The organism is Sphingomonas sp. (assembly GCF_019746665.1).
Lineage (GTDB): Bacteria > Pseudomonadota > Alphaproteobacteria > Sphingomonadales > Sphingomonadaceae > Sphingomonas.
In genome coordinates this window covers 91171-108479 of record NZ_JAIERS010000003.1, presented here as the reverse complement: position 1 = coordinate 108479, position 17309 = coordinate 91171, and the positions used below count along the sequence as shown (strand labels likewise).

Below are 17309 nucleotides of genomic sequence, written 5' to 3'. Positions count from 1 at the left end.
GGCGGCGGACCAAGGGCTGGGAAACAGGATGAACATCGAGAAATTCACCGATCGCGCCAAGGGCTTTCTCCAATCGGCGCTCACCGTCGCGATCCGCATGAGCCACCAGCGGATCACCCCCGATCACCTGCTGAAGGCACTGCTGGAGGATGAGCAGGGCATGGCGGCGGGCCTCATCCGGGCCGCCGGCGGCGATCCCGCGCGCACCGTGAGCGAGGTCGATGCCGCGCTCGCCAAGATCCCGGCCGTCTCCGGCTCGGGCGCCCAGAGCCAGCCGGGGCTGGACAACGATTGCGTCCGCGTGCTCGACCAGGCCGAGCAGATCGCGGCCAAGGCGGGGGACAGCTACGTTACCGTGGAACGGCTGCTCGTCGCGCTCGCGCTGTCGCTCAACACCGGCGCGGGCAAGGCGATCAAGGCGAGCGGCGCGACGCCCGAGGGGATCAACGCCGCGATCAACCAGCTGCGCGGCGGCCGCACCGCCGACACCGCCGGCGCCGAGGATCGCTATGACGCGATGAAGAAATTCGCCCGCGACCTGACCCAGGCCGCGCGCGACGGCAAGCTCGATCCGGTGATCGGGCGCGACGAGGAAATCCGCCGCACCATCCAGATCCTCGCCCGGCGCACCAAGAACAACCCGGTGCTGATCGGCGAGCCCGGTGTGGGCAAGACCGCGATCGCGGAAGGGCTCGCTCTCCGCATCGCCAATGGCGACGTGCCCGATACGCTGAAGGAGCGGCGGCTGATGGCGCTCGACATGGGCTCGCTCATCGCCGGCGCCAAATATCGCGGCGAGTTCGAGGAGCGGCTGAAAGGCGTGCTCGACGAGGTGCGCGCCGCCGAGGGCGACATCATCCTGTTCATCGACGAGATGCACACGCTGATCGGCGCGGGCAAAACCGATGGCGCGATGGACGCGAGCAACCTCTTGAAGTCCGCGCTCGCGCGCGGCGAGCTGCACTGCGTCGGCGCGACCACGCTCGACGAATATCGCAAATATGTGGAGAAAGACGCAGCCCTCCAGCGCCGGTTCCAGCCGGTGTTCGTGGGCGAGCCGACCGTGCCCGACACGATCAGCATTCTGCGCGGGCTGAAGGAAAAGTACGAGCTGCACCACGGCGTGCGCATCACCGATGCGGCGATCGTCAGCGCCGCCACGCTCTCCAACCGCTACATCACCGATCGCTTCCTGCCCGACAAGGCGATCGACCTGATGGACGAGGCCGCGAGCCGCATCCGCATGGAAGTGGAATCGAAGCCCGAGGAGATCGAGGCGCTCGACCGGCGCATCATCCAGCTGAAGATCGAGCGCGAGGCGCTGAAGCGCGAGTCGGACGCCGCCTCGCGCGACCGGCTCGCGACGCTGGAAGGTGATCTCGCCAATCTGGAGGAGCAGTCCGCCGAACTCACCCAGCGCTGGCAGGCGGAGAAGGAGAAGATCGCCGGCGAGGCGCGGATCAAGGAACAGCTCGATGCCGCGCGGCTGGAGCTGGAGCAGGCCCAGCGCGCGGGCGATCTGGGGCGCGCGGGTGAGCTTTCCTATGGCGTGATCCCGCAGCTCACCCGCCAGCTGGAGGAAGCGCAAGGCGCGACCAAGGGTGCGATGCTGCGCGAGGAGGTGACCGCCGATGATATCGCGGCGGTCGTCAGCCGCTGGACCGGCATCCCGGTCGATCGGATGCTGGAGGGCGAGCGCGAAAAGCTGCTCCAGATGGAGGCGGCTTTGGGCAAGCGCGTGATCGGTCAGCGCGAGGCGGTGCGCGCCGTCTCGACCGCCGTTCGCCGCGCCCGCGCCGGGCTGCAAGACCCCAACCGCCCGCTCGGCTCGTTCCTGTTCCTGGGGCCAACCGGCGTCGGCAAGACCGAGCTGACCAAGGCGCTCGCCGAATTCCTGTTCGACGATGCGTCGGCGATGGTGCGGATCGACATGAGCGAGTTCATGGAAAAGCACGCGGTCGCGCGGCTGATCGGCGCGCCGCCGGGCTATGTCGGCTATGAGGAAGGCGGGGTGCTGACCGAGGCGGTGCGGCGCCGGCCCTATCAGGTCGTGCTGTTCGACGAGGTGGAGAAGGCGCATGGCGACGTGTTCAACGTGCTGCTCCAGGTGCTCGACGATGGCCGGCTGACCGACGGCCAGGGGCGCACGGTCGATTTCACCAACACGATCATCGTGCTGACCAGCAACCTTGGCTCGCAATATCTGGCGGCTCTGGGCGATGGCGAGGATGCCGCCGCCGCCGAACCGCAGGTGATGGAAGTGGTGCGCGCGCATTTCCGCCCCGAATTCCTCAACCGGCTCGACGAGATCGTGCTGTTCCACCGGCTGGGGCAGAGCGAGATGGCGCCGATCGTCGACATCCAGGTCGCCCGCGTCGCCAAGCTGCTCGCCGAGCGCAAGATCGGGATCGAGTTGAGCGAGGCCGCGCGCGCCTGGTTGGGGCGCGTGGGCTATGATCCGGTGTACGGCGCCCGACCGCTGAAGCGCGCGGTGCAGCGCTATCTGCAAGACCCGCTCGCCGACCTGATCCTGTCGGGTGGGGTGAAGGACGGGCAGACGATCAGCGTCGATGAAGGCGATGGCGGGCTGGTGTTGGCGGTCCACTGAGGCCGGCGCTGCCATTCCCACCAAAAGAAAAGGGCGCGGGAGACAAGCTCCCGCGCCCAATTTCTTCCGAGCAGGTGCCGCTTAGAAGCGAACCTGGGTCGAGAAGAGGAAACGCCGCCCCAGCGGATCGTAGGTCGAGGGGAAGGTGTTGCCGCTGTTGAAGCCCGTCGTACCGATCGTGTTGCCAACGTCCGGCGCGTTGTCGTCGAGCAGGTTCTCGACCAGCAGGCCCAGGCGCAGGTTCTTGTTGACGTTGATGCCCAGCGAGAAGTCCAGATAGTTGAACGCCGGGATCTGGCGATAGGCGCCAACAATGGTCGCCGGGTTGGTCGAGCCGAAGCTGCCGACCGTGCCAGCCGCCGGCGGAGTCGCCGAGGTGCGCGGTTCGTAGCGGGTCGGATCGATGTGGCGCCACAGGATCGAGAAGTCGAAGGCATCGACCGACGCCGTCGTCCGCAGGTTCCAGCTCCACTGCGGCAGCACCGGGTCGCACGACACGCTGTAGAAGCCGACGCACTCACGAATGAAGCTCGACGGATTCGCCTGGAAGCGGCTGCGATCGGTGTAGTTGCCGTTGAACGACCAGTTCATGTTCACCGCGCCGAACCGCCGCTGGTAGCTGGCGGTGAAGTCGACGCCGCGGGTCTGCAGGAAGCCGAGGTTCGACGACTGCTGGATGACGCCCTGGGTGGTGGAAGGATCACCGCTCAGGCCACCGGTCAGCGGGTTACGGCGGATCAGCGTGCAGCGCGTATCCGCCGGATTAGCCTGACCGAAGCAGCCGTTGAGAATGTCGCTCACGGTCGGCGAGGTGATCGCACCGGTGACATTGACCTCATACCAGTCGACGGTCGCGGTGAAGCCGCGGAAGATGCCGCCAAAGGCATCGCCGGGCTGAATCACGAGACCAACGGTGTAGGTCGTCGCGACTTCGGGTTGCAGATTCGGGTTGCCACCGCCGGTGACGTTGATCTGGCCGGCGATCGGTGCCGGGATCGAGCCGAGGCGCGCCGCCGGCAGGCCAGCCGCCGCGAGCTGCGCGGTGCAAAGTGCCGCGACGGTCGCGTTGGCGGTTCCATTGGCACCCTGGCAAGGATCGACCGCCAGGTTGTTCAGGCCAGTGGAGATTGGCTGGAACAATTCACCGATGTTCGGCGCACGCACGGCGCGGGTGTAAGTGCCACGGAAGGTAACTTCCTTGATCGGCGAATAGTTGCCGCCGAACTTGTACGTCCAGTTGCCGCCCGAGTTCGAATAATCGGCGTAACGGAAGCCGGCTTCGATGTTCAGGTTCTTGAAGAACGCCTTGTCGGTGATCAGCGGGAAGTTGATTTCGCCAAAACCTTCGCGCGAGAAGTAGCTGCCGTTGATGGTGGTGAAAGCGCCGCCCGACCCAAGGATCTGGCCCGGGGTGGTCGAGGGGAGGTCACCGAACTGGCCGCCGCTATAACGGCGATATTCGCCGCCGAACGCGATGCTCAGCGGCTTGTCGGTCCACGGGGTGTGGAAGCCGAAGTCGCCGGTGATCAGGCCCTGCACGTCGGCGAAGCGGGTGTTGATGAAGGTGCTGGTCGGCACGCCCAGATAGTTGAGCATCGCCGGCGTCATCGTGCCGGCCGCGCCGAAGATATTCACCGGCACACAGCCCGCTGGCGAGCCCGCCGGGCAGTTGCGCAGGCCGGCCTGGAGGCGGTCGGCCAGCGCTGTACCCGTGTTCACGTTGCGGCGATTGGCCTCGCCATACTGAACGAAGGTTTCCCAGCGCAGATTGCTGACCAGCTTGCCGCGCAACCCAATGTTGATCTGGAACAGGTTCGATTCGAAGGTTTGCACGCGCGGGCCGGTTTCGACGAAGCGACGCGCGACGATCGCGGTGATTTCCTGGCCCGCGGCGATCGCGGCCGGGCAGTTGGCGATGTTGGCGAAGGTGCAGAGCTGGGTGCGCTGCGCCGCCGTCAGGAACTGGTTGTTGAGCGGGAGCTGGAGTTGGTTGGTGAAGCTGCCCGTCGGCGCGAGGTTCTGCACGACGCGCGAGCGGGTGTAGAAGCCTTCGGTGTAGAATTCGACGTTCGGTACGAACTCATAATGCGACGCGCCGTAGATCGTCCAACGGTCGACGGGCGTCTGATACAAGTTCAGCGGATTGAAGTTATAGTCCGAAAGGCCGGGTGCGATCGTGCCACCCGCCGGATCAAACTGCGCACCCGCGGCGAACGGGCCCGTCGCCGGCAGGGGGAAGAACAGGGAGGCCGGGACGGCCGTGTTCGAGCCTTGGTTGATGCCCAGCGTCGCCGCCGCGCAACCGCCGGTGGCGGCGTTCTGCGCGGCGGTGCAGGTCGACTGGCGCGAGAACAGGCCGATGTCGCGGTCACCCTGCAGCACAGGCTTCACATTGGTATAGCTCGCCGCGAAGATGACGTTGCCCTTGCCCTCGTCGAAATTGGCGCCGGTCAGGAAGTCGATGCGGTAGGTCTGGCCATCGCCGCGCTCGGTGACGCCGTAGTTGGCGCGAACATCGACGCCTTGGAAATTCTGCTTGGTGATGAGGTTCAGCACGCCGGCGACCGCGTCTGCGCCGTAGGAGGTGACGGCACCACCGGTCAGCACGTCGCTGCGCTCAAGCAGCGCGACCGGGATGATGTTGAGGTCGACGACGTTGCCGAGCGTCGAGGGCACGATACGGCGGTTGTTGAGCAGCACCAGGTTGCGGTTCGCGCCCAGGCCACGCAGGTTGAAGGTCGCGACACCGCCCTGGCCGTTGTTCACCTGGGTGCCGATACCGGCCGACGTACCCGGCAGCTGCCGGAGCACTTGCTCGATCGACTGCGGCTGGCGCAGGCTGAGTTCCGCTTCGCTGATAACGCCGACCGGGCTCGCCTGCTGCAGGTCGGGCCGGTTGATGCGCGAACCGGTGACGACGACGTCCTGCTCCGCCTCATCGGTGGCGGGAGCGCTCTCTTGCGGCGCAGTTTGCGACCAGGCCGGTGCGGCGCTGATCAGCACGCCGAGGGCCGCGGTCGATGCCAGCAGCTGACGGCTGAGTTTGGATGCCATTGATATCAATCCCCTAGTTTGTAGTGCCTACGCCATTATTGGCCTTGCACGACGCACGATAATTTCACGGAACCCTTCGGTCCGATGCGCGTAAATGCCTTCGTGACGCTCCGGCGACAACTAAGCGCCGGCAGCCGCGTCAACATTCCCCAACAAGTGTTACCATTTTGCAACAACCGTGGTTGCTGGCTAGCGGCCGGGCCGATAAGGTCGGGCAGCGCTAGCAGGGGATAAGCCCATGATTTTCGAAATGTTGCTGTTGGGCGGCGTGGGTGCGCCGGCCGCCGAGGGGCCGCAACCGCCGCTCGCCGCACTGCAATCCTGCCGGGCGATCACCGACGATGCCGCCCGCCTCGCCTGCTTCGACAAGGCGGCAGCGGCGCTCGACTCGGCGGTGCAGGCCAAGTCGGTGGTGGTGGTCGACCGCGCGACGCTTAACAAGGCGCGCGAGCGGCAGTTCGGCATGGCCCGCCGCGACGATCCCGTCTTCACCGACGCCAAGCTGCCCGAGCCGCGCCGGCTGGAGGCGAAGCTCATTTCGGTGCAGCCGGCCGGGAACTATCTGCTGTTCGCGGTGGAGGGCGGGGGCGTGTGGCAGACGACCGAGGCTGCCTTCGCCCCGCCGCTTCCCGGCGCCAAACTGGTGATCGAGAAAGGCGCGGTGGGCGGCTATTTCATCAGCTACGGCGCGCGCAGCGTGCGCGCCCGCCGCGTCAAATAAACGGCGCAAAAAAAGGGGCGGCGCCGCGTGGCACCGCCCCCGTCAGGTTGTCGAACAGGGATCGTTACAGATTGACCTTCACGCCGGCGCGGAACTGGCGGCCGAAGATGCCGTTGCCGGCCTGCACCGGGTTGTAGAGATAGGCGCCATAGGTCACCGGGTCGATCGGCGGCAGCGCGTCCGTCAGGTTCAGGACGTTGACGTAGAAGCTGAACCGGTCGGTGATCTTCGCGGTCGCGTTCATGTCGATGGTGATATAGTTGCTCACCCGCGGACCGTTGCCCGGATAGCCCGGGAACAGGCCACCGTCGCGATAGCCGGTGCCCTGGTCCTGCGCCGACAGGTCATAGCCCGAGACATAGTTGACCGTGCCGCTGAGCGCGACCGGGCCGGTTTCGAGCGTGTTGGTCCAGTAACCACGCCAGCGGAAGGTGCCCGAGCCGGCGGTCAGGTTGAAGTTGCCGAGCGTGTCGACATATTGCTCGGTGGTGCCGTCCGGGAAAGTGGTGCTGAGTTCGAGCAGCAGGCTGGCCTGCAGGTTCGAGGTCCACTTGAACGGCCCGACATTGAACCGGCCAGTCGCCCCGAAATCAATGCCTTCCGCCTTTTGCCGGTTGGCGTTGATTAGCTGCGATTGCACGAAGGCAATACGCGGCAGCGCGTTGGGGTTGGCGACGTCCGGCGCATCGGCGATCACCGCATAACCCGCCGGGATCGGCTGGCCGGCATAGTAAGCCGCGATCGCCGGCGCGCTCGACGGCGCGGTGATGACGCCGGTTTTCTCGATGTTGAAGTAATCGACCGTCAGCGTGATGTTGCGGATCGGCTCGACCACGATGCCCAGCGTGAAGCTGCGCGAACGTTCCGGCGCAAGGTTCGGCGACGCCAGCGTGGTGAGGCCGATCGAATATTGCGTCAGATATTGCGGGCACGAGGCGCCGGCGGTCGCGTTCACCGCGCAGGCCGCGCCATATTGCGCGCGGACATTCGCGGGAATGTTGGTGACGACCTGGGTGACATAGCCGGTGGTCGGCAGCGCGTTCGCCTCGGCGAAGGCCGGGATACGGAAGCCTTCCGAATAGGTGCCTCGGATGGTCACCTGCCGGATCGGCTTGGCCTTGAACCCGAACTTCGGCGAGAACGAGCTCTGGCCCGACGAGTAGGTGTCGTAACGGCCCGAGGCGTTCAGCTCGAGCTTGTCGAACACCGGCGCGTTGACTTCGTAGAAGCCGCCGAACACGGTACGGCTACCCACCGTGCCGAACGCGTTGAGCGTGAAATAACGCTGCGTCGGGCCGCGATTGTCCGGATTCTGGCTCGGGCTGTTGACCGCTTCGTAATAGACCGTGCCGCCGACACCGACCTGGATCGGGCCGCCCGGCAGGTGGAAGAAGCCGCGGCTGAACGAGAGCTGCGCCTGATAGAGGTCCGACGAGGCGTTGGTGATGTTGTCCGGGCGGACGTAATCATTGATCCGCGCGCTGTTCGCCGCCGGGTTGAGGAAGTTGTACGAACCGTCGCCGATCACGTCGAGCAAGTTCTGGATGTACACATAGCCCCGCGCCAGGCGACGCAGATCGGTGTGCATCGCGGTCGCGTCGAAGCGGTAGTTCACATCGTCGAAGATGGTGCCGTTGACGCCGAAGGCGGCGCGGTACACGCGGTTGCGCGTCTCGCTATAGGTCGGCTCCTGGAAGCGCCCGGTGAGGCGGGCGACGAGGCCCTGCGCCGCGAACGGGTTGTTCGGGTTCAGCCGCCGGTCGGCCGCCGTATCGCAGTTCACCCGCGCCGCGCAGACGAACACCGGCAGCGCCAGCACGCCCGAGCCCGGCGCCAGATTGGCCGACTGCGCCGTCGAGGTCGAGAATTGCGGGAAGAGGATGCCCGTCGGCGCGTTGCCGCGAAGCGTCGGCGGGAAGCCGGTATAGCCCGAGCGGGTCTGCTGGAAGTTCAATTCCAGATAGGCCTGCGAGCTGCTGCCGATATTGGCGGTGAACTTCGCCGAACCGCCGAAACGTTCGATCTGCGGCGACACCACCTGATAGTCGCGGACGAAGTCATTCTGGCAGATGATGCCCGTCGGCGCCGCCGGGTTGGCCGCGAGTTCGGCGGCGTTCAGCGTCGTCGAACTGCCGCCGATGCAGGGCGCGGCGGTCAGCTTCTGGTAGCGACCCTGCGCGACGCCGCCATTCTGCACGCCGCCGGCATAGCCGACATTGGAATAGGGCCGCACATAGAAGTCATAGGGCAGCACGAAGCCGGTATAGCTGCCATCCGGGTTGCGGCCGTTGAAGATGCCGTTCGGGCCGCCGAAGCTGCTTTCGTCGGCGGTGTTGTAGGGCGCCGGCAGATCGCGGTTGTTCACCTTGTCGCTGCGGTAGTAGAAACCGCTGACATAGGCGTTGAAGCCCTTTTCGTTCAGGTCGCCGATGCCCGCGGTCAGCGTCAGGCGCTGGTTGGCGGCGATGCCGCGCTCGGCGATGCCCGCCTCGGCGCGGGCCGAGATGCCCTTGAACGTCTTCTTGGTGATGATGTTGACCACGCCCGCGATCGCGTCGGCGCCGTAGCTCGACGAGGCGCCGTCGCGCAGCACTTCGATGCGCTCGACGATATCGTCGGGGATCGTGTTCAGATCGACGAAGTTGCGCGAGCCGTCATCGGCCAGCGGATAATAAGCGGCGCGCAGGCCGTCGAACAGCACCAGCGTCGAGTTGGTCGACAGGCCGCGCAGCGAGATCGACGAGGCGCCGCCGGCGAACGCGCCGTTCGCGGTGAAAGAGTTGGTGAGCGACGGGCCGTTGTTCGACGACAGCTGCTGCAGCGCGTCCTGCACCGTGTTGATGCCGCGCGTGTCGAGATCCTGCGTGGTGAGCGTCGTCACCGGCGAGATCGTGTCGTTGCCTTTGAACAGCGTACCCGTGACGACCACTTCATCGGCGCCCGTATCCTGGGCCGCGGCCGCTTGGCCATCGGCCTGAGGGGCCTGGGTCTGCGCCTGCGCCAGCGCTGGTGTCGCCGCGAGCGCGGCGGCGAGCGCGAAGGTGCCGGCCCCGCCGCGCAGCAGCGCTCGGCCGGTGGTGGAAAATAGTGTGTTCGTAATAACCCCTTTGTCTCGACCCATCGTCGCCTATGGCGTTACGATCCGTGGCGGTGCCTTTTCGGCCTCCTACCGCGTGGGGCGAAGCTGACCTGTGTTGGGGCCTAAGTAAATATCACTGCCGCATACATGAAGAAATCACAATAATCTGGAAATTCGGGACGATGGCGATATGGTTTACTATTACGCCGGCGTAAACATTGCCATTTGATAATCAGATTAGCAAAGGCCAACAAAGTTGTGAATTGGTAATTATTGCGCGGCTGGCATCGGCCCTGCTACGAGCAGGGGATCGATCCGGGCCTCGCGCCATCTCAGGCTCCAGTGCAGATGCGGCCCGGTCGCGCGCCCGGTCTTGCCGACCGCGCCGATCAGCTGGCCACGGCTGACGCGCTGGCCGCGCTTCACGTCGATCCGCGACAAATGCAGGAACGAGCTGGATAGCCCCGCGCCGTGGTCGATCATCAGCAAATTGCCTTCCAGCGTGAACGGATGGTCGGCGGCGAGCACCACCACCCCGTCGGCCGGGGCGATCACCGGTGTGCCTTCGCCCCGGGCGATGTCGGCGCCCGAGTGATAGCTGCCCGCCTCGCCATTGGCGTAGATGCGCTGCGAGCCGAACAGGCCCGACAGTCGGCCGGTCGTGGGCCAGAGCAAGGGCTGGCGCCAGCCTTCGGCCGGGGTCGTCATGTGGCGGGCGGTATCGATCTGCGCGACCTCGGCGGGGCGCAGCGCCTCGAACTCGGCGGTCGGCTGGGCGATCTTGGGCAGGGTCGGCAGCCGCTCGATCTGCCAGCTGCGGGTCGCGATGGTGAGCGTCTGGCGCACCACCTGCCCATCGGCGAGCGTGGCGGACAAGATGAGACTCGGCGGCGAATCGCGATCGAAGGCGATCAGGAAGCGGCCGTCGCGCGCCACCGGGATGCTCTGGTCGCCCAGCTCCAGCAAGGTCGTGCCGGCGGGCGCGATGCCGGTGGCGGCACCGCCTTGCACCAGCGGACCTTCAAGGCGGAAGGGCGATGGTTCGGGCGCCTGTGCCCCGAGCGGCGCCGCCACCAGCACGAGCGCCGCGAACGCTTTCCGCATCATCCCCGCCATTTCTGTCCGTCCCCCCCTTAATCGCTCATCGCCTCCATCGCGATCTCGGCGCTCGCATAGGCTTCCTGCCGGGCGACGTTCCAATAGCGCAGCGCATCGAGCGGGATGCGCTGGCCGGTGACCGCGCACAGCACATGATCGCCCTGCGACAGCACGCGAAAGCCGTTCGCCATATAATGCAGCCGGGCGGTACGGTTGCTGTTCGAGACGAGCATGATCGGCCTTCGCGGTTAGAGCAGGCTCGGCTGCTCGGGGGTCGGCTTGACATAGGCCTTGGCCGCGCCGCGCTCAACCCGCGCGTCTACTGTTCCGTCGGCGAAATGAAGGGTTAGGGTCTGCGCCGTCCGTGCCGCCCCCGCGCTCGTTACCACCCCGCCGTCCTTGGCCGAGACGCGGACATAGCCGCGCTGGAGCAGGGCATCGGGGTTCACCGCCTCCAGCAGGCGCTCGGTGCGCTCCAGATGGGCGCGCGCGGCGGCGAGCTGGCGGGTGAGGAGCTGCGGGCGGAGCAGGGTCGCCGCGCGCTCGACCTGGGCGGCGGCGCGGGTGAGCCGCGCGTCGAGCGCCCGGTCAAGCCGCGCGCCCGCGTCGTCGAGCCGCTGGCGCTGCGCACCGAGCAGCGCGTCGCGCCGGGGCAGGAGGCGCGCGACCAGCTCCAGTCGCTCACGCCCGCGCGCTACATAGCGCCGCGCGCAGCGTTCGCTCCGCACGCCGAGCCCGTCGACCGCCGCGATCAGCTCGGCGCGCACCGGCACCGCCATTTCGGCGGCGGCGGTGGGGGTTGGCGCACGGCGATCGGCGGCGAAATCGGAGAGGCTGGTGTCGGTCTCGTGCCCCACTGCCGAGATCACGGGGATGCGACACGCGGCGATCGCGCGCACCACCACCTCCTCGTTGAACGCCCACAAATCCTCGATCGAGCCACCACCGCGCGCGACGATCAGCAGATCGGGGCGCGGCACGGGGCCGTCACCGACGAGCGCGTCGAACCCGGCGATCGCGCGCGCCACTTGCTGGGCCGCGCCCTCGCCCTGCACCAGCACCGGCCAGAGCAGCACATGGCTGGGGAAGCGATCGGCGAGGCGGTGGAGAATGTCGCGGATCACCGCCCCGGTCGGCGAGGTGACGACCCCGATCACGCGCGGCAGATAGGGCAGCGGCTTCTTGCGCGCCGGATCGAACAAGCCTTCGCCCGCGAGCTTGGCCTTCAGCCGCTCGAACAGCGCCATCAGCGCGCCTTCGCCGGCGAGTTCCAGCCGCTCGATCACGATCTGATATTTGCTGCGGCCAGGATAGGTGGTGAGCCGGCCGGTCGCGATCACTTCCAGCCCGTCCTGCGGGGCGAAGGCGATGGCGGCGAAGCTGCCCTTCCAGATCACGCCGTCGATCAGCGCGCCATCGTCCTTCAGCGCGAGATAGGCGTGGCCCGAGGCGGCGCGCTTATAGCCCGAAATCTCGCCGCGCAGCCGCACGAAGCTGAACGCGCCTTCCACCGTGCGCTTCAATTGCTGCGACAGTTCGGAAACGGTGAGGGGCGCGGCGTTGTCGCCCGGGGACGACTCGGCTACCAGCCGGGGCATGTCTGAACTCATCAACGTCCTGCTTCTGGGCGGCGGCGGGCGCGAACATGCGCTGGCATGGAAGCTCGCCCAATCGCCGATGCTGGGAACGCTCTACGCCGCGCCGGGCAATCCGGGAATAGCCGCGCATGGGCAAATCGTGCCGCTCGACACCGGCGACCACCCGGCGGTCGCGCGCTTTTGCAAGGAGCGGGACATTGGGCTGGTGGTGATCGGGCCGGAGGCGCCGCTGGTCGCGGGTCTCGCCGATGATCTGCGCGCCGCGGGCCTGGCGGTGTTCGGCCCCGGCGCGGCGGCGGCGCGGCTGGAGGGATCGAAAGGCTTCACCAAGGCGCTGTGCGCGGCGCACGGCATTCCCACCGCCGCCTTTGTCGAGGTGGCGGACCGGGCGCGCGGGCAGGCGGCGCTGGATCGCTTCGAGGTGCCGATGGTGGTGAAGGCCGATGGCCTCGCCGCCGGCAAGGGAGTGACGGTCGCGGCGACCCGTGCCGAGGCCGAAGCCGCGCTCGACGCGATCTTCGCGGCGCCCGGCGGCCGCGCCGTGATCGAGGAGTTTCTGGCGGGCGAGGAAGCGAGCCTGTTCGTCCTGGCGAACGGCACCGATTATGTGGCGTTCGGCTCGGCGCAGGATCACAAGCGGGTGGGGGAGGGCGATACCGGCCCCAACACCGGCGGCATGGGGGCGTATAGCCCGGCGCCCGTCCTCACCCCCGCGCTCGAGGCACGCGCGCTGGCGGAGATCGTCGCGCCCACGCTCGCGGCGATGGCGGCGGCGGGAACGCCCTTTTCCGGGGTGCTCTATGCCGGGCTGATGCTGACGGCGGAGGGGCCGAAGCTGATCGAATATAATGTCCGCTTCGGCGATCCCGAATGTCAGGTGCTGATGGCGCGGTTGGACAGCGACCTGCTGCCGCTGCTGCTCGCGGTCGCGCGCGGGGGGCCGATTCCGGCGCCGCGCTTCGCGAATGACAGTGCGCTGACGGTGGTTTACGCGGCCCGGGGCTACCCCGTATTGCCCGAGACCGGCGGGAGGCTGGCCGGGCTTGACGCGGCAGCGGCCTCGGGCTGCGCGGTATTGCACGCCGGCACCGCATGGTGCGACGGCGCGTTGGTCGCCAGCGGGGGGCGGGTACTCGCCGTCACCGCCCGCGCCGCGAGCCTGGGGGAGGCGCGCGCGCGGGCCTATCAGGGGGTGGAGCTTATTGATTTCCCAAGCGGTTTTTACCGTCAAGACATTGGCTGGCGGGAACTTGCGCGCCAGCCGGGAGAGGCCTGATGGAAGCACGCGACATCCCCACCCCGGCCTGGATGACGCCGGCCTTCTTCACGATGATCGCGATCGGCGCCCTGCTCGCGCTCGCGATCATCATCTGGGGAACGCTCCGCCGCCGCGCCAAGGCCTCCGAGCGCCGCCGCGCCGAGGCGCACCGCCCGCCCGAACCTTTGGCGCGGCCGGCCGAAGCCGTGGTGCCGGCGCCGCCGCCCGTGGCCGAAGTTCAACCCGCTGCCGAGCCAATTCCGCCGCCCGCCGAGGAGACGCTGACCGCACCACCGCCGCTACCCGCCGCCGAGGGGCGGCCGCTCACGCTGCTGAAAGGCCTTGGCCCCAAGGCGGCGGCGCGGCTGGGCCAGCTGGGCGTGGCGAGCGTCGAGGGGCTCGCGGCCAAGAGCGATGCGGAACTCGCCGCGCTCGACGCCGCTCTGGGGGCGCTCGCCGGGCGGATCGCGCGGGACCGCTGGGCTGAGCAGGCGCGATTGCTCGCCGCCGGCGACATCGCCGGGTTCGAGGCGCGCTTCGGCAAGCTCGGCGGGTGAGGGCGCTTATCGCCGCCAGCGCCCGCTCTGGCGCCCGCCGGCAGGCGCCCCCTTGCCGCGCGCGCCGCGACACGCTCTAGCGGCGCGCGGGATGGGCGTTCGTTTTCCGGCATATCTGCTGCTCGCCGTCGCGGCCCCGGCCGCCGCGCAGGTCGCGACGCAGCCGGGCGAGGTGGTCGCGCCGCCTGCGCCCGAGGCCGACGCGCTCGCCGCGCAGATGCGGCTGCTCGCGGTCGATCCCAATAATCTCGACGCTTTGCTGAGCGCGGGCGAGCTGGCGCTGCAGCTGGGCGATCCCACCGCCGCCGCCGGGTTTTTCGCCCGCGCCGAGTCGCTCGATCCGCGCTCGGGCCGATTGCTCGCGGGGCGCGCGCGGCTGCTGCTCCAGGCCGAGCGGCCGGGCGAGGCGCTGCGGCTGTTCGAGCAGGCGACGGGGTTCGGCTATCCCATCGACCGGCTCCGCGCCGACCGGGCGCTCGCTTATGATCTGATCGGCGAGCAGGAGCGCGCGCAGCGCGATTATCGCCTTGTCCTGAAGGCGGGCGATACACCCGAGGCGCGGCGTAACTATGCGCTTTCGCTCGGTATTTCGGGTAAGCGCGCCGAGGCGCTGGCGGCGATCGACCCGCTGGTTCGCGCGCAGGACCGCGCCGCCTGGCGGGTGCGCGCCTTCATCCTGGCGATGGCGGGCGAGCCGCAGGAGGCGGACCGGATCGCGACCGCGATGCTCCCCGCGCCCGTCGCCAACGGATTGCGCCCCTTTTTCGCGCGATTGCCGCAGCTTGGGGCGATCGACCGGGCCTTCGCCGTGCATTTCGGCGAGCTGACACCGAGCCCGACGCGCGTCGCCGATGCCCGGCTCGCGCCACGGCTGGCGCCGCTTCCGCCCGAGCCGGTCGCGGTCGCCGCCGTGCCGCCCGCGGCCCGCCCCGCGCCCGCCCAAACCCGTCCGCGACGCGGCCGGACACTCGCGGCCATTCCCAACCCCACCCCGCCGCCGGTGCCCGCCGCGCCGCCGATGCCGGCGCCGCCCACGCTGCCGACCCAGCTCGCCGCCGCCGATCCCTTGCCGGCTCCCACGCGCGGCGAAGCCCCCGTCGCGCCCCTCCCGACGCGCTCCGGGGCAACGCCAGCACCGCGCGGCGCAGCGCCAAGCCCGGCCGGCGCCCGTCCGGGCTTCACCGTGCTGCCCGGGGCAGTCCCGATTCCAGTCGCGACGCCGCCGCGCATCATCGCGCGCCGCCCGCCGGCGATCGCCTACACGATCGCCCGCCCGCCCTATGTTCCTCCAACATTGGGTGCGGTGTTGGTGCGGGTGGCGACGCCGGCGCCGTTCGTCGCCTATCGCCTCGCGACCCCGCCGCTCGTGCTCGCCGCCGCCGCGCCGCCGCCCCAGGTGCGGTTGGAAGAGGAGCGCGATAGACCGGCGCGCGCCGTCCCGCCCGCGCCGAAGCCCGCGCCACCGCTGAAGGCGCCGGCGAAGGAAGCGCCGGCCAAGCCCGATCCGTTGGAAGCGCTCGCGGGCAAGAAGCCGTCCGCCGCCGATCTCACCGCCGCGCGCAAGCTCGCCGCGAAGCTCGCCGCCGACGAGCGCAGGGACGCGGACAAGAAAGACTCCGACAAGAAGGGCGCCGACAAGAAATCCAAGGCCGATGCCGACAAGAAGGACGCCAAGCAGCCCGCGCGCTTCTGGGTGCAGGTGGCGGGCGGCGCGACCGAGGACGATCTGCCCAAGGCCTGGGCCGCGGCCAGGGCCAAGGCGCCGTTGCTGAAGGGTCGCCAAGGCTACACCACCCCGCTGCGCGCCACCAACCGGGTGCTCACCGGCCCGTTCAAGACGCGCGACGAGGCGCAGGATTTCGTCAACAAGCTGGCCGGCGGGGGCATGAGCAGCTTCGTCTTCGAAAGCGCCGCCGGGCAGAAGATCGACAAGCTGCCATGATCCTTGCCCCCTATGCGGCCGAACCGGCGCGAAGCCGCGGCCGCTTGCATCCCGAACCGAGCGCGCCGCGCGGGCCGCGCGACGCCTTCCAGCGCGACCGCGACCGCATCATCCATTCGATCAGCTTCCGCCGGCTGCGCCACAAGACGCAGGTGTTCATGGCGCCAGATGGCGACCATTTCCGCGTGCGGCTCACCCACAGCCTGGAAGTCGCGCAGATCGGCCGCACCATCGCCCGCGCGCTGGGGCTGAACGAGGATCTGACCGAGGCCTTGTGCCTGGCGCACGATATCGGCCACCCGCCCTTCGGCCATGCCGGGGAGGCGGCGCTGAAGGAGGCGCTGGCGGGCGCCGGCGGGTTCGATCACAACGGCCACACCCTGCGCGCGCTGACCTGGATCGAGCGGCCCTATCCGCGCTGGCCGGGGCTGAACCTCGGCTGGGAGACGCTCGAGGGGCTCGCCAAGCATAACGGCCCGGTCGCGCATCCCGGCTGGGCGCTGGCGGAAGCCGATGCCGGCTTCCCACTCGATCTGGCCAGCTGGCCGAGCCTGGAAGCGCAGGTCGCGGCGCTCGCCGACGATATCGCTTACGACAATCACGATATCGACGATGGCCTGCGCGCCGGGCTGCTGTGCTTCGATCAATTGTTCGAGGTGCCGCTGGTCGCCCGGCTGTGGGACGATGTTCGCGCGCGCTTCGCCGATTGCCCCGAGGATCGGCTGGTCGGCGAGCTGGTGCGCAGCCAGATCGGCGCGATGGTCGCCGATCTGCTCGCCGAATCGCGCCGGCGGATCGAGGACAGCGGGGTGGCCTCGCTCGCCGAGGTGCAGGCGGCGGGGCGCGCGCTGATCGGCTTTTCGGGTGAGATGCGCGAGGCCGAGCGCACGCTGAAGCGCTTCATGTACCGGACGCTCTATCACCATCCGCGCCAGCTGGAGGCGGCCGACGCGGCGCACCGGATCGTGCGCGGGCTGTTCGCCGCTTATGATGCCGACCCCGCGCTGATGTCGGCGCACTGGGCCGAGGCGCTGCCCGCCGACGAGCCCTGGCGCCGCCGCCACATCGCCGATTTCATCGCCGGGATGACCGACCGTTTCGCGATCCGCTGCTACCGCGCCCTGATCGGCCCGATCGACCTGCCCGAGGGATTTTGAGCGCACGTTGAATTGGGGGGCATTGGCGCGAACCTGTGATCGACAAGCGCGCGGGTTTCTCGTGAAAACGCCTTCCCCGGCGAACGCCGGGGCCCAGTATTCTCCGGGGAGCAAGGGAGGCGCGACGCTGCAAGCCGCGCGCTGCTGGGCCCCGGCGTGCGCCGGGGAAGAAGGCAGGCACGTGCCTGCAACTGTCGGCGCTCCCGCCCCCGCGTCCTTTGTCCCAGACTCCAGCAC

At 68.6% G+C, this 17309-nt stretch carries 11 protein-coding genes; 6 read left to right on the top strand and 5 right to left on the bottom strand.

What is annotated here, in order from left to right; all coding sequences use genetic code 11:
• Positions 1-28 precede the first annotated feature (28 nt).
• Positions 29-2608: an ATP-dependent chaperone ClpB gene (clpB, locus tag K2X73_RS02035; protein WP_294108116.1), complete on the top strand. Its 2580-nt coding sequence runs from the start codon at positions 29-31 to the stop codon at positions 2606-2608.
• A gap of 81 nt (positions 2609-2689) precedes the next feature.
• Here clpB and K2X73_RS02030 read toward each other — a convergent pair whose 3' ends face one another.
• Positions 2690-5662 carry a TonB-dependent receptor gene (locus tag K2X73_RS02030; RefSeq protein ID WP_294108114.1) on the bottom strand — a complete coding sequence of 991 codons (2973 nt, stop codon included), beginning with the start codon at positions 5660-5662 and terminating at the stop codon, positions 2690-2692.
• 238 nt (positions 5663-5900) lie between these two features.
• Here K2X73_RS02030 and K2X73_RS02025 point away from each other — a divergent pair, with 238 nt between their 5' ends.
• Positions 5901-6383 carry a hypothetical protein gene (locus K2X73_RS02025; RefSeq protein ID WP_294108109.1) on the top strand — a complete coding sequence of 161 codons (483 nt, stop codon included), beginning with the start codon at positions 5901-5903 and terminating at the stop codon, positions 6381-6383.
• A 64-nt stretch (positions 6384-6447) separates the two neighbouring features.
• On the opposite strand, the gene K2X73_RS02020 is transcribed toward K2X73_RS02025, so the two are convergent.
• The 4 genes from K2X73_RS02020 to xseA form a co-directional block, all read right to left on the bottom strand.
• Entirely contained in the window at positions 6448-9504 is a 3057-nt protein-coding gene (locus tag K2X73_RS02020; protein WP_294108106.1) for a TonB-dependent receptor, read from the bottom strand.
• Positions 9505-9732: 228 nt separating this feature from the next.
• Positions 9733-10569, bottom strand: coding sequence for a M23 family metallopeptidase (locus K2X73_RS02015; protein WP_294108105.1), 837 nt, complete (start codon positions 10567-10569; stop codon positions 9733-9735).
• Between the two features lie 26 nt (positions 10570-10595).
• On the bottom strand, positions 10596-10793 hold the full coding sequence (locus K2X73_RS02010; protein ID WP_294108102.1) for a DUF2093 domain-containing protein: 198 nt from the start codon (positions 10791-10793) through the stop codon (positions 10596-10598).
• Between the two features lie 15 nt (positions 10794-10808).
• Positions 10809-12158 (bottom strand): exodeoxyribonuclease VII large subunit, encoded by a 1350-nt coding sequence (xseA, locus tag K2X73_RS02005; RefSeq protein ID WP_294108100.1) that lies wholly within the window; start codon positions 12156-12158, stop codon positions 10809-10811.
• Positions 12159-12168: 10 nt separating this feature from the next.
• Between xseA and purD the strand changes: the two genes are divergently transcribed.
• The 4 genes from purD to K2X73_RS01985 all read left to right on the top strand — a co-directional run bounded on the left by purD (position 12169) and on the right by K2X73_RS01985 (position 17072).
• A complete protein-coding gene (purD, locus tag K2X73_RS02000; RefSeq protein WP_294108214.1) occupies positions 12169-13434 on the top strand; it encodes a phosphoribosylamine--glycine ligase in 1266 nt (421 codons plus the stop codon).
• Positions 13434-13973, top strand: a complete 540-nt coding sequence (locus K2X73_RS01995; protein ID WP_294108097.1) for a hypothetical protein — start codon at positions 13434-13436, stop codon at positions 13971-13973. The genes purD and K2X73_RS01995 overlap by 1 nt, the downstream gene beginning before the upstream one ends.
• Before the next feature lie 91 nt (positions 13974-14064).
• Positions 14065-15915 carry an SPOR domain-containing protein gene (locus tag K2X73_RS01990; protein ID WP_294108096.1) on the top strand — a complete coding sequence of 617 codons (1851 nt, stop codon included), beginning with the start codon at positions 14065-14067 and terminating at the stop codon, positions 15913-15915.
• Positions 15912-17072 carry a deoxyguanosinetriphosphate triphosphohydrolase gene (locus K2X73_RS01985; RefSeq protein WP_294108094.1) on the top strand — a complete coding sequence of 387 codons (1161 nt, stop codon included), beginning with the start codon at positions 15912-15914 and terminating at the stop codon, positions 17070-17072. The genes K2X73_RS01990 and K2X73_RS01985 overlap by 4 nt, the downstream gene beginning before the upstream one ends.
• The last annotated feature ends 237 nt before the right edge of the window (positions 17073-17309 follow it).